This window comes from Pseudomonas sp. G7(2022) (assembly GCF_052660475.1).
Window position 1 is genome coordinate 2536671 of sequence record NZ_CP109659.1, and the last position, 24539, is coordinate 2561209.

Annotated in this window: 20 protein-coding genes; 6 read left to right on the forward strand and 14 right to left on the reverse strand. The window is 60.5% G+C overall.

Going from position 1 to position 24539, the window contains the following annotated elements:
- Positions 1-18: 18 nt before the first annotated feature.
- Positions 19-1167, forward strand: a complete 1149-nt coding sequence (gene macA, locus NE357_RS11370) for a macrolide transporter subunit MacA (protein ID WP_169429924.1) — start codon at positions 19-21, stop codon at positions 1165-1167.
- Between the two features lie 2 nt (positions 1168-1169).
- Positions 1170-3125 carry a MacB family efflux pump subunit gene (locus NE357_RS11375; protein ID WP_169429925.1) on the forward strand — a complete coding sequence of 652 codons (1956 nt, stop codon included), beginning with the start codon at positions 1170-1172 and terminating at the stop codon, positions 3123-3125.
- Positions 3126-3188: 63 nt separating this feature from the next.
- On the opposite strand, the gene NE357_RS11380 is transcribed toward NE357_RS11375, so the two are convergent.
- From NE357_RS11380 to NE357_RS11425, 10 genes are all read right to left on the reverse strand, one after another.
- Positions 3189-3962 carry a helix-turn-helix transcriptional regulator gene (locus tag NE357_RS11380; protein WP_169429926.1) on the reverse strand — a complete coding sequence of 258 codons (774 nt, stop codon included), beginning with the start codon at positions 3960-3962 and terminating at the stop codon, positions 3189-3191.
- 915 nt (positions 3963-4877) lie between these two features.
- Positions 4878-6110, reverse strand: a complete 1233-nt coding sequence (gene glcF / locus NE357_RS11385; protein ID WP_169429927.1) for a glycolate oxidase subunit GlcF — start codon at positions 6108-6110, stop codon at positions 4878-4880.
- 3 nt (positions 6111-6113) lie between these two features.
- The gene (gene glcE, locus NE357_RS11390; protein WP_169429928.1) at positions 6114-7178 is read right to left on the reverse strand and encodes a glycolate oxidase subunit GlcE; all 1065 of its coding nucleotides are present in this window, start codon (positions 7176-7178) and stop codon (positions 6114-6116) included.
- The gene (gene glcD, locus NE357_RS11395; protein WP_169429929.1) at positions 7178-8677 is read right to left on the reverse strand and encodes a glycolate oxidase subunit GlcD; all 1500 of its coding nucleotides are present in this window, start codon (positions 8675-8677) and stop codon (positions 7178-7180) included. Before glcD ends, glcE begins: the two co-directional genes overlap by 1 nt.
- Before the next feature lie 38 nt (positions 8678-8715).
- Complete coding sequence (gene yghU, locus NE357_RS11400) at positions 8716-9555, reverse strand: glutathione-dependent disulfide-bond oxidoreductase (protein ID WP_169429930.1); 840 nt, start codon at positions 9553-9555, stop codon at positions 8716-8718.
- 128 nt (positions 9556-9683) lie between these two features.
- Positions 9684-11183: a glycine betaine/L-proline transporter ProP gene (gene proP, locus NE357_RS11405; protein ID WP_169429931.1), complete on the reverse strand. Its 1500-nt coding sequence runs from the start codon at positions 11181-11183 to the stop codon at positions 9684-9686.
- Between the two features lie 180 nt (positions 11184-11363).
- Positions 11364-12746, reverse strand: a complete 1383-nt coding sequence (locus NE357_RS11410) for an LLM class flavin-dependent oxidoreductase (protein ID WP_169429932.1) — start codon at positions 12744-12746, stop codon at positions 11364-11366.
- 35 nt (positions 12747-12781) lie between these two features.
- Positions 12782-13627: an amino acid ABC transporter permease gene (locus NE357_RS11415; protein ID WP_169429933.1), complete on the reverse strand. Its 846-nt coding sequence runs from the start codon at positions 13625-13627 to the stop codon at positions 12782-12784.
- Complete coding sequence (locus tag NE357_RS11420) at positions 13624-14445, reverse strand: ABC transporter substrate-binding protein (protein ID WP_169429934.1); 822 nt, start codon at positions 14443-14445, stop codon at positions 13624-13626. The genes NE357_RS11415 and NE357_RS11420 overlap by 4 nt, the downstream gene beginning before the upstream one ends.
- A gap of 109 nt (positions 14446-14554) precedes the next feature.
- Positions 14555-15355: a helix-turn-helix transcriptional regulator gene (locus NE357_RS11425; RefSeq protein ID WP_169429935.1), complete on the reverse strand. Its 801-nt coding sequence runs from the start codon at positions 15353-15355 to the stop codon at positions 14555-14557.
- A gap of 96 nt (positions 15356-15451) precedes the next feature.
- Here NE357_RS11425 and NE357_RS11430 point away from each other — a divergent pair, with 96 nt between their 5' ends.
- The 3 genes from NE357_RS11430 to NE357_RS11440 all read left to right on the forward strand — a co-directional run bounded on the left by NE357_RS11430 (position 15452) and on the right by NE357_RS11440 (position 19789).
- Positions 15452-16408, forward strand: coding sequence for a threonine dehydratase (locus NE357_RS11430; RefSeq protein ID WP_169429936.1), 957 nt, complete (start codon positions 15452-15454; stop codon positions 16406-16408).
- Positions 16409-16511: 103 nt separating this feature from the next.
- On the forward strand, positions 16512-18056 hold the full coding sequence (locus NE357_RS11435; protein WP_169429937.1) for a class I SAM-dependent methyltransferase: 1545 nt from the start codon (positions 16512-16514) through the stop codon (positions 18054-18056).
- A gap of 197 nt (positions 18057-18253) precedes the next feature.
- On the forward strand, positions 18254-19789 hold the full coding sequence (locus NE357_RS11440) for a sensor domain-containing diguanylate cyclase (RefSeq protein ID WP_169429938.1): 1536 nt from the start codon (positions 18254-18256) through the stop codon (positions 19787-19789).
- Positions 19790-19837: 48 nt separating this feature from the next.
- On the opposite strand, the gene NE357_RS11445 is transcribed toward NE357_RS11440, so the two are convergent.
- The gene (locus tag NE357_RS11445) at positions 19838-20959 is read right to left on the reverse strand and encodes an alkene reductase (protein ID WP_169429939.1); all 1122 of its coding nucleotides are present in this window, start codon (positions 20957-20959) and stop codon (positions 19838-19840) included.
- A 105-nt stretch (positions 20960-21064) separates the two neighbouring features.
- Positions 21065-21742 (reverse strand): type 1 glutamine amidotransferase domain-containing protein, encoded by a 678-nt coding sequence (locus NE357_RS11450; protein WP_169429940.1) that lies wholly within the window; start codon positions 21740-21742, stop codon positions 21065-21067.
- A gap of 211 nt (positions 21743-21953) precedes the next feature.
- Here NE357_RS11450 and NE357_RS11455 point away from each other — a divergent pair, with 211 nt between their 5' ends.
- The gene (locus tag NE357_RS11455) at positions 21954-22538 is read left to right on the forward strand and encodes a TetR/AcrR family transcriptional regulator (RefSeq protein WP_169429941.1); all 585 of its coding nucleotides are present in this window, start codon (positions 21954-21956) and stop codon (positions 22536-22538) included.
- A 123-nt stretch (positions 22539-22661) separates the two neighbouring features.
- Here the strand turns inward: NE357_RS11455 and NE357_RS11460 are convergent, their stop codons facing one another.
- Positions 22662-23600, reverse strand: a complete 939-nt coding sequence (locus NE357_RS11460) for an AraC family transcriptional regulator (RefSeq protein ID WP_169429942.1) — start codon at positions 23598-23600, stop codon at positions 22662-22664.
- A gap of 21 nt (positions 23601-23621) precedes the next feature.
- Positions 23622-24455, reverse strand: coding sequence for an oxidoreductase (locus tag NE357_RS11465; protein ID WP_169429943.1), 834 nt, complete (start codon positions 24453-24455; stop codon positions 23622-23624).
- Positions 24456-24539: the final 84 nt, after the last annotated feature.

The following is a 24539-nucleotide window of genomic DNA, read 5'->3' on the forward strand; positions in this document are numbered from 1 at the left end:
ACGGAATTGTGGTCATTTATGGAACAGTCGAAGTTGCGCAAAGTCGGTCTGGGAATCGCCTTGACGCTGGTGGCCGGGTTGGTGTTCTACACGGTGCAGGCGCCGGCCGAAGCACCGCAATACCTGACCGCCACGGTCGAACGCGCTGACATTGAAAACGCAGTGCTGGCCACCGGTCTGCTGGAGGGGATCAAGCAGGTGGACGTCGGTGCCCAGGTTTCGGGGCAATTGAAGTCGCTGAAGGTCAAGGTCGGCGACAAGGTCAAGAAGGGCCAGTGGCTGGCGGAAATCGACCCGCTGGTGCTGCAGAACACCCTGCGTCAGGCACAGGTCGATGAGGAAAACCTACAAGCCCAGCGCCGGGCGACCCAGGCTCAGTTACGGCAGACCAAGGCGCTCTATGAGCGTTATCAGAACCTGCAGGAGGACGCCTCGATTTCGCGGCAGGATTTCGAGACCGCGCAATCGAATTACGAGGTGCAGCAGGCCAATCTGTTGTCGCTGGATGCGCAGATCAAGAGCGCGCATATCCAGATCGACACCGCCAAGGTCAATCTGGCCTACACGCGGATCGTCGCGCCCATCGACGGCGACGTGGTGGGCATCGTGACTCAGGAAGGCCAGACCGTGATTGCCAACCAACTGGCGCCGATCCTGCTGAAACTCGCGGACCTGGACACCATGACCGTCAAGGCTCAGGTGTCGGAGGCGGATGTCATTCACATCGCGCCGGGGCAGGAGGTGTACTTCACCATTCTGGGCGAGGACAAGCGTTATTACGGCAAGCTGCGCGGCACCGAGCCTGCGCCGCAGAACTTCCTGGAAACCCCGCCTGCAGGCACGCCGAAGCAGAATACGGCGGTGTTCTACAACGCGTTGTTCGAGGTGCCGAATCCCGACCACCGTTTGCGGATCTCCATGACCGCTCAGGTGCGGGTGGTACTCGACACCGCCAAATCGGTGCTGACGATTCCGGTGGCGGCACTGGGGCCGCGCAACAACGATGGCAGTTTCCCGGTACGAGTTCTGGATACGAAGGGGCAAGCGCAATCGCGCAATGTGCGGACCGGGATCAACAACAACGTCAAGGTACAGGTCAACGAAGGACTCGCCGAAGGTGACCGCGTGGTGATCGGTGATCCGGTGTCGAAAGTGGCAGGGACATGAGCATGAGCGAACCTCTGCTGCAACTGACCGGCATCACCCGCAGTTTCACCGCTGGCGACCGCGAGTTTCTGGCGCTGAAAAACATCGACCTGACGATCAACGCCGGGGAAATGGTCGCCATCATCGGGGCCTCCGGTTCGGGTAAGTCGACCCTGATGAACATCCTCGGCTGCCTCGATTACGCCACGGGTGGCAGCTACAAAATCAACGGCCGGGAAACCCGGGATCTGGACAATCAGGCGCTGGCCGAACTGCGCCGCGACTACTTCGGTTTCATCTTTCAGCGCTACCACTTGCTGCCGCATCTGAGCGCGATGCACAACGTCGAGATGCCGGCGATTTACGCCGGCACGCCGGAGCCACAACGGCATGCGCGGGCCCGTGAGTTGTTGGCGCGCCTTGGGCTGGAAGGGCACCTGACCCATCGCCCAAGCCAACTCTCGGGCGGTCAGCAGCAGCGGGTGAGTATCGCCCGGGCCTTGATGAACGGCGGCGAAGTGATCCTCGCGGATGAGCCGACAGGCGCCCTCGACACCACCAGCGGCAAGGAGGTGATGCGCATTCTGCTGGAGCTGCACGCGGCCGGGCACACGGTGATTCTGGTGACTCACGACCCCAAGGTTGCCGCCAATGCCGAGCGCATCATTGAAGTCAGTGACGGCGAAATCCTCAGCGACCGCCGCAACGAGCGTGACAGCACGGCATTGAGCAACGAGGACGCGGTGCCCAAGTCGACGGCGGCGCGGCGTCTGGTGGCCAGCCTCGGGTTGTTCAAGGAGGCGTTCAACATGGCCTGGGTCGCGCTGATCTCCCATCGGATGCGCACCCTGCTGACCATGCTCGGGATCGTCATCGGCATCACCTCGGTGGTATCGATTTCGGCCATCGGTGAGGGGGCCAAGCGCTACGTTCTGAAAGATATTCAGGCCATCGGCAGCAACACCATCGATATCTATTCCGGCACCAGTTTCGGTGACAGTCGCTCGGCGGCCATCGAAACCCTGGTGCCGGCCGACGTCGCGGCGCTCAATCAGTTGTATTACGTCGACAGCGCGACGCCGGTGGTCGGGCGAAATCTGCTGCTGCGCTACCGCAATATCGACCTCGATGCGCAGGTCAACGGCGTCAGCGATCTGTATTTCCAGGTACGCGGAATCAAGATGGAGGCGGGTATCGCGTTCAGCGAAAGCGATGCCCGGCGCCAGGCGCAGGTGGCGGTGATCGATCACAACACCCGCCATCGGTTGTTCGGTGAGGGAGTCGATCCGCTGGGGCAGGTGATACTGATCGGCAACCTGCCGTGCACTGTGATCGGTGTGGCGGCAGAGAACAAAAACATCTTCTCGTCGAGCAAGTCGCTCAATGTCTGGGTGCCCTATGAAACCGCAGCCGGACGGCTTTTGGGCCAGCGTTACCTGGACAGCATCAGCGTGCGGATCAAGGACGGTCAGCCGAGCAAGATCGTGGAAGACAACGTCAACAAACTGATGCTGCAGCGCCACGGCACCAAGGATTTCTTCACCAATAACCTCGACAGTGTGATGCAGACCGTGCAGAAAACCAGCCGCTCACTGGCGCTGTTGCTGTCGCTGATTGCGGTGATTTCCCTGGTGGTCGGCGGTATCGGGGTGATGAACATCATGCTGGTGTCGGTCACCGAACGTACCCGCGAGATCGGTATCCGCATGGCGGTCGGGGCGCGGCAGTCGGACATTCGTCAGCAATTTCTGGTGGAGGCGGTGATGGTCTGTCTGCTGGGTGGGGCGATTGGAATTTCGTTGAGTTACGCCATCGGCCACTTGTTTTCGCTATTCATCAAGGAGTGGGAGATGGTGTTCTCGCTGAGCTCGGTGCTGACGGCGGTGTTCTGCTCGACCCTGATCGGCATCGTGTTCGGCTTCGTGCCGGCGCGCAATGCGTCGCGGCTCGATCCGATCGAGGCATTGGCCCGGGATTGACGCCGGCATGAGAAAACCGCCGTCCTTTGCAGGAGGGCGGTTTCGTTTCGGGTGTGTGAATGGTCAGGCTGCGTTCGACGGACCGCAGGCTGCCGGGCAGTCTTTCGGCGAATACATCCAGCGCATCAGCGAGTGACGTCCGCTGATGCCCAGTTTGATGGCTGCGCGTTTGAGATAGCTCTCCACGGTATTGACCTTCAGTTGCAACTGTTCGGCCAGTTCCGGTGCCGTGCGCCCGGCGAGCAGGCCGACACAGACTTCCATCTCACGGTTCGACAGGCTCAGCCCCAGTTGCTCCACACGCTCGCAAAAGCGCAGGCGCAGGGTTTCCAGGCCCAGCAGGGTGGAAGCCGACTGCTCCCGGGTTTGTCCCTGGACGTCAGTGTTTGCCGGTTGCAGGGCGTTGATGTGTTTCTCGACCATCGGCAGCAGGACTGGAGAAATATCCTGCAACAAACTGCGCTCATGGGCAGAAAAGCGTTTTGACGGACCGCAACGGTAGACAGAGATCACATAGCGGTAACCGTCCTTGCGCCGGGTCAGGTGCAATTGCGAAGCGTCGGTGACCGTCGAGGGTTCGGGAGTGGGCAAATCATTGGCATTCGGCTGCGTGCTCAACTCGGAATACACCGTTTCAGCCGGCAAGGGCACTTCCTTGATGCATTCGGGTTCGACGCGCGGTTGTGAGCGTCCCACCGGTTCCACGCGCATCTGCCGGATGTGCGTGGCGTCCACCGCCAGTTGGGTCAGGATCAGGTCATGCAGCATCCGTGGGAAATGTCGGCTGCCAGTGCTGGCAATGACCTTGCCAATGTGAGGAAACAGCTGTGAGTTCATGTCGTTCATCCATGAGTTGCAGTGTGGTACTCGTATTCCTGGCCCACCGGAAAGAAGCTCCGTGCCCGGCGACAGCGCATCAGGAAATTGGATCCTATCCTAGTACAACGTTTCAGCGACGGTTTAATGAAGGGGCTATTAGCTCATAACTGACGGTGAGGGGGATGTCGGGATGACAGATGTCATGGAAATGCCTTACAGCTGAACAGGGCCAATTTTATAAAAAGTCCTACAAGTGACAGTATCATGGCGCAAAAAAAAGCCCGTTTCAGCCGAAGCCAAAACGGGCTTTTTCCCGCTTCGACAACCGTTACTTCAGGTTGTCAAAATGGTCTCGCAGGAACTCGTAAAAGCGAAACGCTTGAAACGATCTCCATACGAGGCTCAGCGTACGCAGCAAAAGCTTCATACGTTTTGGCCTCCAGCTCGGGGGCCAAACCTCCAGCGAACTTACCGGACCATGTGTGCCTTTGGACATGCACGTCAATGTTGTCCATGAGGCGGCCGGTTGTGATCCCTCCGAGCCATCATTCCGGCACGGGTGCAAAACCGTGTCGAAGGGCATGAAACCGTTATGGTTCCAGCCAAACCTCATGGACGCACTGGCGAGTGAGCGTCGGCATATTAACCTGTCTTGTGGCGTGATTCTGAGGGGCCTGGATAAAGACTCGATGAGTTTTGTAATTCGTTGTTTCTGTCAGTCTTTTTTCAGCCTCGTCAGGGCTGACCTTGTCATTGCGTGACGTCGTTCAACACACAAAATAACGTTGCAACGAATACCAAAGATTAATAGTATTCCCGCACGTCAATGTTGTCCGTGAGACACAAAGCCCCAGCCGCAAACTGAGGCTTGTCGAAAAACCGCCCCGCAAAGGCGGTTTTTTTTCGCCCATCGTTCGACCACCGCCAGCAAACCTAGGCCTCGCTCACCACGGGCAACCCGGCATCCACCAGCTCGACCCAGTGCCTGACCGGCGTGCGTCCCGCGCCGTCGAGGTGGGCCTGGCAGCCGATATTGGCGGTGGCGATGATCTCCGGATGACCGCTTTCCAGTGCATTGAGCTTTTGGTCGCGCAGTTGCCGGGCCAGCGCGGGTTGGGTTATCGAATAAGTGCCCGCCGAGCCGCAGCACAGGTGGGCGTCCGGCACGGTCGTGAGGTTGAAGCCCAATCGGGTCAGCACCGACTCAACTGCGCCGCCGAGTTTCTGTGCGTGTTGCAAGGTACAGGGGCAGTGGAACGCCAAGCGCGGGTCGGCATGAATACCAAGGGACTCGAGCGGTTCCTCACGCAGCACTTCCACCAGATCTTTCGCCAGTGCACTTACGGCTTTCGCCTTCTCGGCATAGGCCGGATCGGTGCACAGCAGGTGCCCGTAATCCTTGATGAACGCGCCGCAACCGCTGGCGGTCTGCACGATCGCTTCGGCGCCTTGTTCGATGGCCGGCCACCAGGCGTCGATGTTCTGGCGGGCGCGGTCAAGTCCCGTGCCCTGGGCGTCGAGGTGATAGTCCACGGCGCCGCAACAGCCGGCATTTCGCGCCGGAGTAATGCTGATCCCCAGTCGATCCAGCACTCGTGCTGCCGCCGCGTTTGTGTTGGGCGACAAACCCGGTTGCACGCAGCCTTCGAGCATCAGCACCTGACGGGCATGCCGCGTTACCGGGCGGGGCGCGATTGCAGAGGGGCGGCGCGGCAATTTGGCTTGCAGGGTATCAGGCAGCAGCACACGGAAGATCTGGCCGGCGCTGACCAATCCTTTGAACACTCCGGGATTCGACGCCACGCCACGCAAACCTCCACGCAACAAGCGTTGACCGATGGGACGCGGCACGGCGGCATCAACCACGGCGCGGCCAATGTCGAGCAGATTGTGATAGTCCACACCCGAGGGGCAGGTGGTTTCGCAATTGCGGCAGGACAGGCAACGATCCAGATGCAGTTGGGTCTTGCGGGTGACTTCATTGCCTTCCAGCACCTGTTTGATCAGATAGATGCGGCCCCGTGGGCCGTCCAGTTCATCGCCGAGCAACTGATAGGTCGGGCAGGTCGCGTTGCAGAAGCCACAGTGCACGCAGGTGCGCAGGATGCTTTCGGCTTCTTCGGCCCGGGGCAGTCGTCGGGCCTTTTCGCTGAGAGTGGTTTGCATGGCTCAAAGCTCCGCGTACAGGCGACAGGGGTTGAAAATGCCCTGAGGGTCGAGTTGTTGCTTGAGGCGACGGTGATAGTGCAGGAGGGCGGGTGGCAGCGGGTGGAAGGGCGCATCGATCAAACCATGGCTGTAGCAGGTTGCATGCCCGCCAACAGCCGAAACCACCTGGCGAATCAGTGCCGCTTGCGCCCCTGACTTGAGCCAACGCTGGGCGCCGCCCCAGTCGAGCATTTGCAGGCCGGCCAAGGCCAGCGGCGGGGTGTTGTTCGGCACCGAAAGGCGCCACAGAGGCTGGTCTTCGTCGAAAAAGCCCAGACGCTGTTCATTCAGGTCGGCCCAGAACGATCCATCGAGCAGTTCGCCACCGAGGCGATCACGGGCCGCCGCCACCGAGCCTTCACCACCCTCCAGACGCAAGTGCAGACGCTGGCCATCGTGGCAGGCGGCGCTGATCGGCAGCGGTTGTTGACCCCACTCGGCCATACGCTGCAAGGCTCGTTCACTGTCCATTTCCAGGCTGATGCTCAGGCACTCGCGTGGTTTGGGCAGGACCTTGAGCGAGACTTCGGTGATCACCCCCAGCGAACCATAACTGCCAACCATCAGCCGCGACAGGTCATAACCGGCGACGTTTTTCATGACCTCACCGCCAAAACGCAAGTGCTTGCCATGGCCGGTGATGATCCGTGTACCCAGCACGAAATCCCGAACCGACCCCGACCACGGACGGCGCGGCCCCGACAGCCCGCTGGCGATCATCCCGCCCACCGTCGCCTCATCGGCGAAGGCCGGTGGTTCGCACGGCAACATCTGTTGTGAAGCGTCCAGCACCGCCAGCAGTTCGGCCACTGGAGTACCACAACGTGCGGTGATCACCAGTTCCGTCGGGTCGTAGCTGACGATGCCGCGATGAGTGCGGGTGTCGAGGATTTCTCCGGCGACGATGCGGCCCAGAAATGCCTTGCTGTTGGCGCCCTGAATCCGCAGAGGCGTGGCGTCTTGCAACGCCTGATTCACCTGATCGAGCAGCGCGGCGCTGTCATCGACATCCTTTTCTCGGACCATCAGAAACGCTCCAGCTCGGGGAAAGGCAGTTGCCCGGCATGAACATGCATGGCGCCGAATTCGGCGCAGCGGTGCAGGGTCGGAATGTTTTTGCCCGGATTGAGCAGCCCGCCGGGGTCGAACGCGGCTTTGACGGCGTGGAACAGGGTCAGCTCATCGTTGTTGAACTGCGCGCACATCTGATTGATTTTCTCCCGCCCCACACCGTGCTCGCCGGTGATGCTGCCGCCGACCTTCACGCACAATTCGAGGATTTTCCCTCCCAGCGTTTCGGCGCGTTCCAGCTCGCCGGGCTGATTGGCGTCGAACAGAATCAACGGGTGCATATTGCCGTCGCCGGCATGGAACACGTTGGCCACCCGCAGGCCGTATTCGGCGGATAACTGCGCGATGGCTTGCAGCACGCCAGGCAGTTCGCGGCGCGGGATGGTGCCGTCCATGCAGTAATAATCCGGGGACAAGCGGCCCACGGCCGGGAAGGCATTTTTGCGTCCGGCCCAGAATCGCACGCGCTCAGCCTCGTCCCTGGCCTGACGCACTTGCGTCGCGCCAGCATTCTCCAGCACCTGGCGCACGCGAATGCAGTCGGCGTGGACGTCGGCTTCGACGCCATCGAGTTCGCACAGCAGGATCGCTTCGGCGTCCACCGGGTAGCCGGCGTGGATGAAGGCCTCGGCGGCGCGGATCGCCAGGTTGTCCATCATTTCCAGGCCACCGGGAATGATCCCGGCGGCGATGATGTCAGCCACGGCTCGGCCGGCGTTCTCCACGGAATCGAACGCAGCCAACAGGACTTTGGCGGTCTGTGGTTTGGGTAGCAACTTGACCGTGACTTCGGTGATCACACCCAGCAGGCCTTCGGAGCCGGTGAACAGCGCCAGCAAGTCGAAACCGGGGGAATCGAGCGCATCGGCGCCGAGCGTGAGGTGTTCGCCCTCGACGGTCAGGATCTCGACCTTGAGCAGGTTGTGCACGGTCAGACCGTACTTGAGGCAATGCACGCCACCCGCATTTTCCGCCACGTTGCCGCCGATGGAGCAGGCAATCTGCGAGGACGGATCCGGCGCGTAATACAGGCCGAACGGGGAGGCCGCCTGGGAAATCGCCAGATTGCGCACCCCGGGCTGAACCCGTGCGGTGCGGGCGCCCGGATCGATGTGCAGGATATTGTTGAAGCGTGCCATCACCAGCAGCACACCTTTCTCCAGAGGCAACGCACCGCCGGACAACCCGGTGCCGGCACCCCGGGCCACCACCGGCACGTTTCTCTCATGACAGATTCGCAAAACGCCCTGCACCTCATCGAGATGCCGGGGCAGCACAACCAGTAACGGCGTGGTGCGGTAGGCCGACAAACCGTCGCATTCGTACGGCTTGAGATCCTCGCGCTGATGCAGGATTTCCAGTGCGGGCCACCGGTTTTGCAGCGCCTGCAACAGCGCAGCCTTGTCGACGTCCGGCAGGGCGCCGTCGATCTGTTCGTCGTAGAGAATGTTCATGCGGGCGCCCCCTGGTTTTTGTTATCGGGTGCGAGCGATCAGTCCAGATCAGCCGCCTCATGCCGTTCCGGCACCTGGCTCGCTTCATCACCCCAGGTGCGGTTGACGCGCTGCCCACGAATGACCGCCGGCCGTTTGGCGATGTCCTCGGCCCAGCGCTGTACATGGGTGTATTCGTGAGCCGAGAGAAATTCGGCCGCGCCGTACACGTTGTTGCGCACCAGTTGTCCATACCACGGCCAGACCGCAATGTCGGCGATGGTGTAATGGTCGCCGGCAAGGTAAGGGCTCTCGGCCAGGCGTCGATCGAGCACATCCAGCTGACGTTTGGCTTCCATGGTGAAGCGGTCGATCGGGTATTGGAGTTTCTCCGGCGCATAGGCATAAAAATGCCCGAAACCGCCACCCAGATACGGAGCTGAGCCCATCTGCCAGAACAGCCAGTTCAGGGTTTCGGTACGACCGGCGAGGTCGGTGGGCAGGAAGGCGCCGAATTTCTCGGCGAGGTAAAGCAGGATCGAACCTGACTCGAACACCCGGATCGCCGGCTCGACACTTCGATCGAGCAGTGCAGGGATCTTGGAGTTCGGGTTGATCTCGACAAAGCCGCTGGAGAACTGATCGCCTTCACCGATGCGAATCAGCCAGGCGTCGTATTCGGCCCCAGTGTGCCCGAGCGCCAGCAACTCTTCGAGCAGGATGGTGACCTTGACGCCATTGGGCGTGGCCAGCGAATACAGTTGCAACGGATGCTTGCCGACGGGCAGGGTCTTGTCATGGGTCGGCCCGGCGATCGGGCGGTTGATGTTGGCGAACTGGCCGCCGGACGGAGCGCTGTGTTTCCAGACCTTGGGTGGTACGTAAGGCGCCTTGCTCATGAAACGGACCTCGTCGTCAGGTTGCTCAATGGATGTGAGCCGGTAGCAAGCTACCGGTTCCTGCCGAACAGAACACCACAGAAGGGCGTTTGAATTCCACCCTGTTGTCACATCAACTCTTCATATCGTTATTCGATCCGCGGATGCTGCTGCACCAGGTATTCGCGCTTGGCTTCCAGTTCGGCGATTTCGGCGTCGATGTCTTCGATCTTCTGTTCGATGTTGTCGTGATGTTCTTGCAGCAGCTCCTTGGCTTCCTCGATATCGGAGGCTGCAGGGGCTGCACCGCGTAGCGGTTTGTTGGCGGTTTCTTTCATGGTCACACCGGTGATCAGCCCAACGACGGCAGTCACCATCAGGTAATAGGCCGGCATGTACAGATTCTGGGTACTCTCCACCAGCCAGGCCACGACGGTCGGCGTCACACCGGCGATCAGCACCGAGACGTTGAACGCACTGGCCAGCGCGCTGTAGCGGATGTGAGTCGGAAACATTGCCGGCAGCGTAGAGGCCATGACGCCAATGAAAAAGTTGAGCACCACGGCCAATATCAGCAGGCCGGAAAAGATCAGGCCGATCTTGCCGCTGTTGATCAGCATGAACGCTGGAATGGCAAGGATGAACAGACCGATGCTGCCGAAGATGATGAAGGGGCGACGGCCGATCTTGTCGCTGATGAAACCGATGGCAGGTTGCACGAACAGCATGCCGACCATGATCGCGATGATGATCAGCACCCCGCGATTTTCGCTGTAATGCAGGTTGTGCGAGAGGTAACTCGGCATATAGGTCAACAGCATGTAATAGGTGACGTTGGTGGCGGCCACCACGCCGATGCAGGTCATCAGGCTGCGCCAGTGTTTGGTTGCGACTTCCTTGAACGACACTTTCGGGCCGCCGGCCAGACCTTCACGGTCACCTTGTTCAAGCTTCTCGACATGCTGCTGAAACGCCGGCGTCTCTTCGAGCGCATGGCGCAGGTAAAGCCCGATCATGCCCAACGGCAGGGCGAGGAAGAAAGGCAGGCGCCAGCCCCATTCCTGGAATTTTTCTTCACCGATGATCGCGGAAATCAGTACCACCACGCCGGCGCCGAGGACGAAACCGGCGATGGAACCGAAGTCCAGCCAACTGCCAAGGAAGCCGCGTTTGCGATCCGGCGCGTATTCGGCGACGAAGATCGAAGCGCCGGTGTACTCGCCTCCGACCGAAAAGCCCTGGGCCATTTTCGCCAGCAGCAGGAGTATCGGCGCCCAGATGCCGATCGAGGCATAGGACGGAATCAGCCCGATGGCAAAGGTGCTGAGCGACATGATCACGATGGTCGCTGCGAGGACTTTCTGTCGTCCGTACTTGTCCCCCAGCGCACCGAAGAACAGCCCGCCCAGCGGCCGGATCAGGAACGGTACCGAGAATGTCGCCAGTGCCGCGATCATCTGCACGCCGGGATCGGCGCCGGGGAAGAAAACCTTGCCCAGCACATAGGCAACGAAGCCGTAGACGCCGAAGTCGAACCACTCCATCGCGTTGCCCAGCGCCGCAGCCGTGATGGCTTTGCGCATCTTGGCGTCGTCGACAATGGTGATGTCTTTCAGTCCGATCGGGCTGACGCTTTCCTTTGATTCCATGGGATTCACTCTGCATCTGATCTGTCTTTGTGCAAACCGCAAGGCCCGAAGAGGCAAGGGCCAGAGCGGTTCACCTTGGTCGATGCCATCTCTTTGATGGCACGGCTTCTTCCAGATCAGATACAAGTGGACACGAAAAAATTCACCACTGATTTCGTTTTTTACCGATGGCGAAAGTGGTTACAGCGCTCGGTCGAAACGAAACGATGCCCCATAGGCCGAGGCCGGCAAGTGACTCGAGCCATCGTCGCGCAGCCTTGAACGGAACGTTCCGCGCTGAGGTTCGGTGCGATACAAACCGCGCTTCTGCAACTCGGGAATGATCAGTTCGACGAAGTCTTCAAGGCTGCCAGGGCTGATCAGCGGATTAAGCATATAGCCGCTGGTGCCGGAAATCCGCGCGTGTTTTTCGATGCGATCAGCGACCTGCTGCGGTGTGCCGACCAGAATCAGGTCAGTGCCGCGAGTGACGCTGGCGAAGCGCTGTTTGACGTCGCCCGCGGTCAGCGGCTTGCCGCTGCCATCGGGGCGCATCACGTAAGAGGTCAGGCCTTCGGTGTGTGTCGACAGCGCATCGCCGTCGGCGTAGCGGCTGATATCGATGCCGGTGTCACCGGCGTAGCTGACCAGTTGTGCCTGCAAGTGGTAGTTGCTTTGCAACTCGTCGTATTTGCGCTGGGCCTCGATTTCGGTTTTGGCGGTGACGATGCGCAACACCGTCAGTGACTTCACATCTTCACGCTGACGGCCGCGTGCCTGGGCCTTGGCCCAGATATCTTCCAGGCCCTGACGGATTTCCTGAGGGTTGGATTTGGCAATGAAGATCAGCTCGGCATGCTTGGCCGCAAACTCGCGACCGCGCCCCGACCAGCCCGCCTGGATCAGCAACGGCGTGCGTTGTGGCGAGGGAGAGGTCAAATGCGGGCCGGCCACCCGATAATGCGTGCCTTCGTGATTGATCGGGCGCACCCGGTCGCCTCTGGCATAGAGCTGGCGGGCCTTGTCGGCGACCACGGCGTCGTCGGCCCAACTGCCTTCCCAGAGCTTGTAGGCCACATCGAGAAACTCTTCGGCGCGCTCGTAGCGATCATCGTGTCTGATCATTTGTTCCAGCCCGAAATTGCGCGCCGCACTCGACAGGTAAGACGTGACAATATTCCAGCCGACCCGGCCATTGGTCAGGTGATCCAGTGTGCTGAAGCGCCGTGCATGGGTAAACGGATGTTCATAGCTGGTGGTCACGGTGACGCCAAACGCGAGGTTTTCCGTCACGGCAGCCAGCGCCGGAATGATCATCAGCGGATCGTTGGCCGGCGCTTCCACGGCCCATTTCATGGCCGCATCGGCATTGCCGCCGAACACATCGTAGAAGCCCAGCACATCACCAAAGAACAGCATGTCGAGGTGAGCCTGATCGGCAATCCGGGCCAGGTTCGACCAATAGCCCAGCGAGTTGATCGCCAGTCGTTCGTCAGCCGGGTGCGTCCAGAGGCTCGGCGCACCGCCGCACCCGACACTGGCTTGTTCATAGAGCGCAAACAGCAGAGGTTTAGGATCGGACATCTTGGTTCCTGCAAGAAATCATTGAACGGAATAGCTCATCGCTGATGCTTGAAGCCTCTGCCGTAATGGCGTTCCAGGCGATGCTGGATCAGTTCGAGACCGATGGACAACAGCCAATAGATGACCGCTGCGGTGGTGAGCATTTCGATGTAGCGGTAGGACGAGCGCCCGTACGACTGCGCCAGGAACATCACTTCCCAAACGCCCATGACCGAGATCAACGATGAATCCTTGAGCATCGAAATGAACTGGCTGGTGGTCGGTGGAATGATCGTGCGCATGGCTTGCGGCAGAATGATGTGCACGAATGTCGCTGCCGGTCTCAGACCCAGCGCAGCTGCCGCTTCACGCTGCCCCGGTGCAACCGCGAGGATGCCGGCGCGAAAGATTTCGCTGAGATACGCACCGTAGTTGAGCGAGAGGGCAATGATCCCGGCACTGATGGCGCCCGGCACGATCCCCAGTTGCGGCAGGCCCAGGTAGATCAACAGGATCTGAATCAGCAGCGGCGTACCGCGAAAGAACGAGGCGTAGAAACTCGCGATACCGAACGCCACAGCGCTGCGCGACAGGCGCGCAAGCGCCGTGACGAAACCCAGCAGCAACGAAAACCAGATCGAGCACAAGCACAGGAAAATCGTCAGCGCGGCGCCCTGCAAAAAGCCGTTCGGCCCCAGATGCAGGCCGACGAGGTTCGGCCACTTTTCCAGAATGATCGAAAACTTCAGATCGAAGCGCATGAAAAACAGCACGCACAAGCCGAACAGCACCGCCCACGTCAGATACAGGCGAGTGCGAAAGCCGAACAGCTGACGTATCAGTTGTGGCTGTTTTTCCGGGGTGACAGTGGTTTTGGCCGGATGAGGATTGAGAGCTGTCATTGGCTGATATCGGAACCGATCCACTTCCTGGATATTTTGCTCAACGTGCCGTCAGTCTTGAGTTGCGCGATGACCTCGGTGACTTTCGCATTCCATTGCTGATCGCCTTTTTCGACCGCTACCACGTTCGGCTCGGCATACAGTGGATCTCCGGCAATCTTGAAGCGCGGGTCCTGGGCGATGCGTTCACGGGCGGTGATGAGGTTGGTGACCATGGCATCCAGGCGCACGCCGGTGCCCAGTGCCAGATCCTGGAAGGCGACGGTTTCGTTGTCATACGGCGCGATCTGGACACTGTCGAACGGATAGCTCAAGGGCTTGTCCTCGGCGCCTTCGATGACCAGATTCTTGTTCAGGTAGGCCTCATAAGTCGACGCACTGATCACGCCGACTTTTTTGCCGGACAAGTCCTTGCCCGTGACGATGTCCTTGTCCTTTGCATTGACCACGATCACTGCCGGTGACTGGTAATACTCCACGGGGAAGTCGAACACTTCAGCCCGCGCCTTGCTCGGTGTCATCGAGCACACGCAGATGTCGTAGCGACCGTTCCAGTGCCCGGCGGCAATCACGTCCCAGGACGGGGTTTCGAGTTTCAGCTTGACCCCGAGACGTTCGGCGACAGCCTTGGCGACATCCACATCGAAGCCGTCGAGTTGGTTCTGGTCATTGAGAAAAGAGAAGGGCGGGTAGCTTTCCATCAGGACGCCGGTCAGCTCACCCTTTTGCGTGACGCGATCAAGAATGGGCCCCGCGAAAGCGACAGAACAACTGGCGACCAGCGCCAGGCCGAGGGTCAAAAGTGCCGGGGTCTTCACGTGCGGTGCTCCAGTCAGAAAAAATCTGAATAGATTAAAACGCACTATAAAAATAGTTTGTACTTCGTTTTTAGAATATGGATCTTGCTTGAGGCTATATCGATGTCCGCTATCTGCGCAATTGCGCCGGACTCACGCCCAGTCGCTGCTTGAACGCGCTGGTCATGTGCGCCTGGGAGTTGAAACCGCAGGCGAGGGCGATTTCCGACAGGCTGGCGCGGGAGTCGCGCATCAATGCACGGGCCCGGGCCAGGCGTCGATCAATAAGATAGCTATGGGGACTTTTGCCAGTGGCCTGCTTGAAGGCGCGCATGAAATAGCCTTCGGACAGTTCAAGCATTTGCGCCATGGTGTGAATGCCGAGCGGACCGTCGAGGCCGGCGTCGATGAACTCGTCGAGCAGGCGCATTCGGCTGCCGGTCATCGAGCCTTGGGGCGACGGCGTGTCTTTGCCTTCGGTGCGCTCGGCCAAGGCGAGCGCCCAGGTTTCCCAGTCATCGTCCACTGAGGCTTTCAAAAAGGCGCGGCGCATTCGTGAGGCGAGGTGAATGGCCTGCGGGTCGATGCGATTGTTGAACACCTGCTCGCCCGACAGCGTGGTGCCGTCGGTGCGGATGACCCGCAGGTATTCACCGCCCATGGGTGACTCGGACATCACATCACAGTCGACGGGGACGAACGCCAGACTATTGGGCATGGCATCGAAGGGGCGCACCCGGTCGCTGCCGATGGCGTGCACGCCGCGTTGGCTGTCGAAGGCAAAACCGATTGCCGACTGCGCCGCCACATAACGGGTTGCGTAGGCGGCGCCGGGCAGCAATTCGATCGCCCACGGGCCAGCCTCGATACGACGGACCGGTTCCGGGGCGACGGGTGATGGTGGGCGGTTGCGAGGGCTCATGAACGCCATAGTAGTGAAGAGCCGACGCAAAAGTCAGGTCAGTTTTTTGAAAGCCGACTGGCAGGACACGTGCCTAGACTGGAGCAAAGCCCAAGGAGACGTTCCATGCACACCCTCACTCGCGAAGACATCGAACAGGCTGCCCGCCAGGTTTACCAGGTGATGCCGGCCACCGCCCAGTATCGCTGGCCGCTGCTGACCGAACGGCTGGGCTGCACGGTGTGGGTCAAGCACGAAAACCACACACCCACCGGCGCGTTCAAGGTGCGCGGCGGCATTACCTTCATGCACTGGCTGCGCCGCGAACACCCGAACGTCAAGGGCATCGTCTCGGCCACGCGCGGCAATCACGGGCAGAGCCTGGCACTGGCGGCCAGTGCCGTCGGATTGAGGGCGTTGATCGTGGTGCCGAAGGGCAATTCGCTGGAGAAGAACAACGCCATGCGCGGATTCGGTGGCGAGGTGGTCGAGTTCGGGCGCGATTTCGATGAGGCCCGTGAGGAAGCGGCGCGCCTGGCGCTGGAACATGGGCTCTACCTGGTACCGCCCTTCCACACCGAGCTGGTCAAAGGGGTAGCGACCTATGCGCTGGAACTGCTCAACGCGGCGCCGGATCTGCACACCCTCTACGTGCCGATCGGTTGCGGCTCGGGCATTTGTGGCGTGATCGCCGCTCGTGATGCACTGGGTCTGGATACCCAGGTCGTGGGGGTGGTCTCCACGGAAGCGGCAGCTGCCAAGTTGTCCTTCGAGGCGAAAACGATCTGCGAGACCGCCTCCGCCAATACCTTTGCCGACGGGCTGGCCGTGCGCAAGCCGATTGCCGAGGCGTTCGATGTCTACGGCGCCGGCGCAACAAGGATCGTCGCGGTCAGCGAGGACGAAATCGCCGAAGCCATGCGCGTGTATTACACCGACACCCACAACCTCGCAGAAGGCGCCGGCGCCGCGGCACTGGCGGCGTTGATGCAGGAGCGGGACAGGATGCAGGGCAAAAGGGTGGGGGTGATTTTGTCCGGGGGCAACATCGACCGGGCGGTGTATGCACGAGTGATCGGCTGATAGACGCAGCTTGGCTGCGGGGTGTCGCTTTTCCGCTTGTGATTGGTCCTGGCTACCCCTTATAAGATCGACTTTCACTTTCGATATAAAAAGGGTGTCACGCATGAGCAATGCCTGGAACGAAGGTTATTTCACGGACGAAGGCTACACCTACGGCTATAGCCGCGAGATCAATCCGGTTTTCCAGCGCTATTGTTTGTTGCTGCGGGGTTTTGCCACGCTGGAGAATACCGACGGTTATCACTGCGAACTGGGTTTCGGTCAGGGTGTGTCGATCAACATTCACGCGGCGGGCAATCCGGGGAGCTACATCGGCACCGATTTCCATCCGGGCCAGGCGGCCCATGCCATCGGGCTTGCGAAAGACTGGGGCAGCGATGCGCGGCTGTATGACGACAGTTTCGAGCAACTGTTGGCCCGCCATGACCTGCCGCAGTTCGACAGCATCAGCCTGCACGGCATCTGGACCTGGGTCAGCCGTGACAATCACAAGCTGATCGTCGAGTTTGTCCGTCGTCACCTCAAGCCGGGCGGTCATGTGTACATCAGCTACAACTGCTTCCCGGGCTGGTCGCCGCTGGCGCCACTGCGTCAGTTGTTCAGTCTGCATGACCGTTTTGCTTCGCAAGCCTCGGCCCGGCCGGACCAGCGTATCGACGCCGCGCTGCAGTTCTCCGAAGCCTTGCTGGCCGCCAACCCCAACTACGCCAATTCGGCACCGAATCTGGATGCCAAGCTCCAGAGCATCAAGGGCCAGAATCGCCAGTACGTCGCCCATGAATACTTCAACCGCGACTGGAATTGCATGTACTTCACCGACGTGGTCGATGCCCTGGCTCCTGCCAAACTCGACTACGCCACGACGGCTGTGCCGCTGGACTCGGTAGACCTGCTTAACCTGAGCGCCGAAGGCATGGAATTTCTGGAAGGCATCGAGCATCCGGTCATGCGTGAGCAGGCGCGTGATTACTTCGTTAACCAGAACTTCCGTCGGGACCTTTACGTGCGCGGCGCCAACCGGTTGTCCGCCTTCGAACACCGCGAGCGCATGCTCAGTACCCGTTTCGTACTTTTGCAAATGGCAGACAGCGTCGCGGTCAGCGTCACCGGTCCGGCGGGCTCGGCCACGTTGCAGGCCGAGATTTACGGTCCGGTGCTGGACGCGCTCGCGGACGATGCCTATGTGCCGAAAACCCTGCGCCATTTGCTGGAGGCCTCGCCGTCGTTGAGTTATGGCGATGTGGAGCAGGCTCTTAACGTGTTGATCGGGATGGGCGCCGTGGCACCGTGCCAGAGCGAAGCGGCCGAGCAACAGGTGCAGGCACGCTGCACCACCCTCAATCTGCAACTGTGCAGACGCTCGCTGTTCGACCACAAGATTCAGGTGCTGGCCAGCCCGGTCACCGGCGGTGGCGTGACGGTCAGCCGTTTCCAGCAGTTGTTCCTGATTTCGATCAAGCAAGGCAAGACCCGTCCGGCCGACTGGGCACTGCTGGCGTGGGGCATCATCGGCGGTCAGGGAGAGGGCTTGCTCAAGGACGGCAAGGCGCTGACCACCGCTGAAGAAAACATTGCCGAACTGACCGAACAGGCCGAGGCGTTTGCCGAGCGTTCGCTGATCGTTCTCAAGGCGTTGAAAATCGTCTAGCGGCAAAAAAGTCTTGTTGGGTCCGGTTTTTCATCGAACCGGCCGATCAGCGAACAGTTCATCGAGGGCCTGACACGCCGTTGCTGCGCCTTCGATGGACTGCTTGTATCCTGCGCGGCCCTGTACATACGGTCGCTGTTGTTGCCGCGGTCCGACAACGGCCGTGACGGAAAACGGACTTTCCAAAAGGTAATGATGTGAAGCGTGATACCCACCTCGTGATGCTGTTGCTGTTTATCATCGGCTGCTCTCTGGCGTCGCTGACCATCTGGAAGGTGCTGGGCTCTCGGGAGCGCGCCCTGGACGAGGTGAACGTCCACGGGTTGAACCTGACTCAGGCGCTGGCAACCTATGCCGAAGGCATCGTCCGGCAAAGCTCGCTGCTCTTGCTCGGGCTCGTCGAGCGTCTGGAAACCGAGGGCAGCGGCCCTGCGCAGATCGAACGATTGAATGCGCTGGTCAACCGTCAGCTGCCGCTGATGCCGCAGCTCAGTGGCATCACCATCTACGATAGTCGCGGCCGCTGGCTGATGTCCTCCAACCGACCGATTCCGGCCGGGGTCAACAGCCGTGACCGGGGCTATTTCATTCATCACCGTGACGATCCCTCTCGCGAGCCCTTCATCGGCCCGCCCATCCGTAGCCGCTCGAATCAGGAGTGGGTGATTACCGTCAGCCGCCGCTTCAATGACGCGAGCGGAGAATTCGCCGGTGTGGTAGCGGTCACCCTGGGGGTCGAAAACTTTCTGCGACTGTTCGGCAAGCTCGACGTGGGGCAGGAAGGCGCCATCGGTCTGTCCTATACCGACGGAACGCTGCTGGTGCGCTATCCCTTCCGCGAACAGGACATGGGGCGCAATTTCTCCAAGTCGCCCATTTATGCGAAGTACCTGGTGGACCAATCGGTGGGCACCGCGTCCTACACTTCCAGCCTAGACGGGGTGGAGCGGCTCTACGCGTTTCGCAAGAGTGAGAAGCTGCCGCTGATCACCACGGTCGCGCTCGGCAAGCGCGAAGCATTGGCGGCGTGGCGACTGGAGGCGCTTCTGTCGATGGTGGTGGTCGCGTCGTTGCTGGGGCTCACTGGCGTGATCGGCTGGTTTCTCATTCTCGATATACGTCGGCGTACCCAAGTGGAAGGGGAGTTGCGGCTCACTCAACAGCAGTTGCTCGGTTCAAACCGGCAGCTGGAATTGTTGGCGATGAAGGATGCGCTGACGGGCCTGGCCAATCGCCGCTGTTTCGATGAAACATTGGCCATGGAAGCGCGCCGGGCGCAACGGGACGGGGCTTCGCTGGCCTTGCTGATGATCGATATCGACTACTTCAAGTTGTTCAACGATTCCCAGGGGCATGTTGCCGGCGACGCCTGCCTGCACCAGGTGGGGAAAGTACTTGAGGCATGTGTGCGGCGACCGTCGGATCTGGTGGCACGTTATGGCGGAGAAGAGTTGGCGATCATCCTGCCCGACACCGATGGCGAGGGAGCGACGGTCGTGGCGCAACTGATTCTGGAGCGACTGACGCGAGCGCACATTGCTCATCCGGCGAGCCCGTTCGGTCGGGTGACGGTCAGTATTGGCGTCACCGCGGCGACCGGTCCGCAACTGGGCGTGGCGCAAGCTCTGATCGAGATGGCAGATCAGGCGCTGTACCAGGCGAAGAGCACAGGGCGGAACCGGATGGCAAGGATAGTTCCCGGCGACAGCGCCCGTTCAACACAGCCAGTTTGAGCGGTGCTGAACGGGCGGATGTTGCGTCTTACCGGTCGTGGCCAATCATCACGCGTACTCGGGGTAGTCCACATACCCTTCGGCATTGCCACCGTAGACCGTGGCCGGATTCAGTGAATTCAGCGGCCAGTCATTGGCGATGCGCGCCGGCAGGTCCGGGTTGGCCATGAACGGGCGACCAAAAGCCACGAAATCCGCCAGCCCGGAATCGAGCAACTGCGCACCGGATTCTGCGGTGTAGCGCCCGGCGTAAATGATCGCGCCGCTGAAGGTGTCGCGCACTGCCTGGCGGAACGTGAGTGGCATCGCCGGCGCATCGTCCCAGTCGGCCTCGGCGATGGACAGATAGGCAATGCCCACGTCCTGCAGCACCTTGATCGCTTCGATGTAAGTAGTATGCGGATCTTCCTCGACCATGCCCAGGTAGGTGCGTGCTTCATCGGTGGTGGTGAACAGCGGGGCGAAACGCACACCGACTTTTTCTCGGCCGATGCACTCGGCAACCCCGGCCACCACTTCACGCAAAAAGCGCAGGCGATTGTGCAGCGAGCCGCCGTACTGGTCGGTGCGCAGATTACTGTGAGCCGAGATGAACTGGTTCACCAGATAGCCGTTGGCGCAGTGCAGTTCGATCCCGTCAAAACCTGCCTCCATGGCATTGCGCGCGGCCTGGATGTACAGCTGAACCAGTTCCTGCACTTCATCGGTGGTCAGTGCGCGAGGGGCGGACGGTGGCACCAGGGCGCCGGCGCCGGGTGCGGTTTCGATGAACACGCTGACCCGGTCAGTGGCCACCGCAGAGGCTGAAACCGGTGCGGCACCGTCGGGTTGCAGGGCTGTATGGGACACGCGCCCCACATGCCAGAGCTGGGCGAAGATCACGCCCTCTCTGGCATGGACGGCCTCGGTGACCTTGCGCCATCCGGCGATCTGCTCAGGGGTATGAATGCCCGGCGTCCAGGCGTAACCCTGGCCTCGCGGCTCGATCTGCGTGCCTTCCGTCACCAGCAGACCGGCGCCCGCGCGTTGCTGGTAATACTCGGCCATCAACGCGTTGGCGATGTTGCCCGGTTGGGTGCTGCGCTGGCGGGTCAGGGGCGGCAGCACGATGCGGTTTTTCAGGGTGTGACGACCCAAAGTGCCGGGTTTGAAGAAACTGCTGTGATTCATGGAAGTACCTTGATTGGGGTTTATTAGACCAGTCGACTAGTTGTCGGGCCAAAAAAGACGCCGTGCAAAACGCGCACGGCGTCCGGATTGATGACGGCTGAAAAGTCAGCCGAGCAGCTTCAACAGTTTTTCGGCGACAGCGGCGGAGCTGGCTGGGTTTTGACCGGTGACCAGTTTTCCGTCAGTCACTACGTGCACCTGCCAGTCGGCGACTTTGGAATAACGGGCGCCGAGGCGCTGGAACTCGTTTTCGACCAGGAACGGCACCACATCCGTCAGACCGACCGCTGCTTCTTCGGAATTGGTGAAACCGGTGACGTCACGGTCCTTGACCAAGGGTTTGCCCTCGGCGCCGAGCACATGCCGCAGTACACCCGGGGCGTGGCAGACGAAACCATGAGGTTTGTTGCTGCGGGCGAAGGCCTCGATCAGGGCGATGGAATGCTTGTCTTCGGCCAGATCCCAGAGCGGGCCGTGGCCACCTGGATAAAACACCGCATCGAAATCTTCGGCGCTGACATCGGCCAGGCGCCCGGTGTTCGCCAGCGCGTGTTGCGCCGCCGGATCCTTGCGGAATCGATCGGTTTCGGCGGTCTGGGCGTCGGGTTCGTCGCTTTTCGGATCAAGCGGTGGCTGGCCGCCGGCGGGCGAGACCAGCGTGATATCGGCGCCGGCGTCCTTGAAGGCGTAGTAGGGGGCGGCGAACTCTTCGAGCCAGAAGCCGGTTTTCTTGCCGGTGTTGCCGAGTTGATCGTGGGAAGTCAGAACCATCAAGATTTTCATAGAGCACCTTGGGTGGGACGGGTGTCGTGGCTGTGCGAGGGATTCGCACACGATCGACACCGGGGAAAAGGTTTGTCGGGGCGCAGCATAGTTTCCAATTAGACCAGTCGTCTAGTAATTTTTTATCCGCATGTTTTTCATGGACCGGTGTGGCAAACTCCCGTTCCTTCGAGTTAAACGACTGGTCTATTGCCTGGTAATCTGCGCCCCGATGAAACCGACCTACGACGACACCCGCCAACACCTGCTCGACACCGGCCACCGGATGATGGCCGAGAAGGGCTTCACCAGTGTCGGCCTGAACGAGATCCTGCAAACCGCCGGTGTGCCCAAGGGCTCGTTCTATCACTACTTCAAATCCAAAGAGCTGTACGGACAGGCGTTGCTCGAGGATTACTTCGTCTGTTACCTGGCCGACATGGAGCGACGCCTGACACTGCCCGGCCTGAGTGCCCGCGAGCGACTGATGGATTACTGGCAGGGCTGGCAGGATCGCTGCACGCTGGAAGGGCACGGTGACGAGTGTCTGGTGGTGAAGCTCAGTGCCGAGGTGGCCGATCTGTCCGAGGCCATGCGCCTGACCTTGCGTGATGGCGCCGAGCGCGTGGTGGCGCGCATCACCTTTTGCATCGAACAGGGCCAGGCCGATCAAAGCCTGCCCGACGGCGATGCCCGGCAACTGGCGGAAACCCTGTATCAGCTTTGGCTGGGGGCCAGCCTGTTGAACAAGTTGCAACGGACGGGGCAGTCGCTGGACACAGCGATGACGACCACCCGGCGATTGCTGGGCGTCTGAACGTTTTACGTCGTGCCCCTTGCCGTGTCGAGCCGGTTGACCCATTTGCGGTTGCGAGCTGGAATCTGGAACGCTTGCGAAAGTATGCCGGCGCAAGGCTGGCGAGCGTGGAAAGCCTGCCAGCTAATGCGACGAAACATACTCCGAGGGCGTAGTCGGCGCAGGCAAGGCGTACGTCGCCTTCATCCACTCAATCTCCGCTTGCGGCGTTCTGCCAAAGAAGCGTTTGAACTCGCGACTGAATTGCGAGGCGCTTTCATAACCCACGTTGAACGCCGCTGCCGAAGCGGTCATGGCGTTGCGCAGCATCAACAGCCGCGCCTGATGCAGACGTGTCGACTTCAGATATTGCATCGGAGAGGTATCCGTCACGCTGCGAAAGTGCAGGTGAAAGTTGGGCACGCTCATACTGGCTTCGTGGGCGAGTTGCTCGACGTCTAGCCGTTCCTGATAACAGCTGTGGATCTTGCGGATCGCCCGGGTCACCTTGCCGAAATGACCCTGTCGATTGAGCGCGGCACGCATCGAGCCGCCTTGTTCGCCCGTCAGAATGCGGTAGTAGATTTCCCGCAGCAGCGATGGCCCCAGTATCTGCGCGTCCCTCGGAATACTCATCGCTTCGAGAAAACGCAACGTCGAAGCGCGGAGCTTGTCGTCCATCGGTGAGGCGTACATGCCTTTGGGCTGCGCGTCGTTGGGGCCGTGAAGGTCATCCACTTGCTGCATCAACTCGCTGGCCAAACGGAAGTCGAGGTGCATGTAGATCGCGAGCATCGGCTCGGCCTCGGTGGCATCGGTTTCCATGGTGAAGGGGATGGGCACGGACACCACCAGATAATGTTGGGCGTCGTAAACGTAGACGTCATCGCCCCGATAACCGCGTTTCTGGCCCTGACAGAGGATCACGATGCCCGGGTCGTACAGCACCGGTGTGCGGGTCAGTGGCCGGTTCGAACGCAGGAAACGCACGCCCTCAAGCGCACTGAGGTTATAACCCTCGACTGGTGCGAGGGTTTCCATGAGCTGCACCATGCGCGAGGTGTCTGCGTCGGCCTGCTTCATTGCGTTCTCTCTATTGGCCGCTCAGTGGTCGGTGGAGCGGGTCAAGGCTTCCCACTGATCGATCTCGTCGCCTGCGTGTTTGAGCTTTTCACGCACAAGGCTCAACGCGTCACTGCCCAGGAGCACGTGTGCCGGTGGGGTCGGACTGGCGATGATCTGCAACATCGCTAGGGCTGCTTTTTGCGGGTCGCCGAGTTGCTTGCCGCTCTTTTCTGCACGCGCCTTGCGCACCGGATCGAAACTGGCGTCGTAGTCGGCAATGCTGCGCGGTGTGCGCTGCATCGAGCGACCGGCCCAGTCGGTTCGAAATGAACCCGGTGCGACGGCAGTCACGAAGATATTGAAGGGCTCCAGTTCTTTGCTCAGCGTATCGGAGATGCCTTCAAGCGCAAACTTGCTGCCGCAGTAGTAAGCGATTCCCGGCATCGTGATCGTGCCGCCCATCGAGGTGATATTGATGATGTGGCCCGCCCGCCGCTTGCGAAAGAAGGGCAGGAACGCCTTGATCACGGCAACGGCGCCGAACACGTTCACGTCGAACTGGCGGCGCATGTCTTCCAGCGGCGACTCTTCGAAGAGGCCTTCGTGACCGTAACCGGCATTGTTGATCAACACATCGACCGGGCCATGCGTCGCTTCAACCTGCGCGATGACTTCATCGATCCGGTCGAAGTCCGTGACATCCAGCATCACCCCGTAAGCGTTATCCACGGAGAGTGATTGAAAGGCGTGCAAGTCGGCTTCCTTGCGCACGGTGCCAATGACGCGGTGGCCGGCCGCGAGTGCTTCCTTGGCCAGCGCATGGCCGAAGCCGCTGCTGACGCCGGTAATGAAAAGGGTCTTGGTGGTGGTCATGACAGGCTCCGGTGAATGGGTTTCAGCCCATGGTATCCATCGAACAAGCGCCCACCTATGTCGGTTAGTCTTTGAGCATTGCCT

Coding starts and splice junctions, on each gene's coding strand:
- NE357_RS11465 (WP_169429943.1), bottom strand. CDS start 24,455: ATGACCACCACCAAGACCCTTTTCATTACCGGCGTCAGCAGCGGCTTC.
- NE357_RS11375 (WP_169429925.1), top strand. CDS start 1,170: ATGAGCGAACCTCTGCTGCAACTGACCGGCATCACCCGCAGTTTCACC.
- proP (WP_169429931.1), bottom strand. CDS start 11,183: ATGGAATCAAAGGAAAGCGTCAGCCCGATCGGACTGAAAGACATCACC.
- NE357_RS11435 (WP_169429937.1), top strand. CDS start 16,512: ATGAGCAATGCCTGGAACGAAGGTTATTTCACGGACGAAGGCTACACC.
- NE357_RS11445 (WP_169429939.1), bottom strand. CDS start 20,959: ATGAATCACAGCAGTTTCTTCAAACCCGGCACTTTGGGTCGTCACACC.
- macA (WP_169429924.1), top strand. CDS start 19: ATGGAACAGTCGAAGTTGCGCAAAGTCGGTCTGGGAATCGCCTTGACG.
- NE357_RS11450 (WP_169429940.1), bottom strand. CDS start 21,742: ATGAAAATCTTGATGGTTCTGACTTCCCACGATCAACTCGGCAACACC.
- glcD (WP_169429929.1), bottom strand. CDS start 8,677: ATGAACATTCTCTACGACGAACAGATCGACGGCGCCCTGCCGGACGTC.
- NE357_RS11425 (WP_169429935.1), bottom strand. CDS start 15,355: ATGGCGTTCATGAGCCCTCGCAACCGCCCACCATCACCCGTCGCCCCG.
- glcF (WP_169429927.1), bottom strand. CDS start 6,110: ATGCAAACCACTCTCAGCGAAAAGGCCCGACGACTGCCCCGGGCCGAA.
- NE357_RS11410 (WP_169429932.1), bottom strand. CDS start 12,746: ATGTCCGATCCTAAACCTCTGCTGTTTGCGCTCTATGAACAAGCCAGT.
- NE357_RS11380 (WP_169429926.1), bottom strand. CDS start 3,962: ATGAACTCACAGCTGTTTCCTCACATTGGCAAGGTCATTGCCAGCACT.
- glcE (WP_169429928.1), bottom strand. CDS start 7,178: ATGGTCCGAGAAAAGGATGTCGATGACAGCGCCGCGCTGCTCGATCAG.
- NE357_RS11455 (WP_169429941.1), top strand. CDS start 21,954: ATGAAACCGACCTACGACGACACCCGCCAACACCTGCTCGACACCGGC.
- NE357_RS11415 (WP_169429933.1), bottom strand. CDS start 13,627: ATGACAGCTCTCAATCCTCATCCGGCCAAAACCACTGTCACCCCGGAA.
- NE357_RS11460 (WP_169429942.1), bottom strand. CDS start 23,600: ATGAAGCAGGCCGACGCAGACACCTCGCGCATGGTGCAGCTCATGGAA.
- yghU (WP_169429930.1), bottom strand. CDS start 9,555: ATGAGCAAGGCGCCTTACGTACCACCCAAGGTCTGGAAACACAGCGCT.
- NE357_RS11430 (WP_169429936.1), top strand. CDS start 15,452: ATGCACACCCTCACTCGCGAAGACATCGAACAGGCTGCCCGCCAGGTT.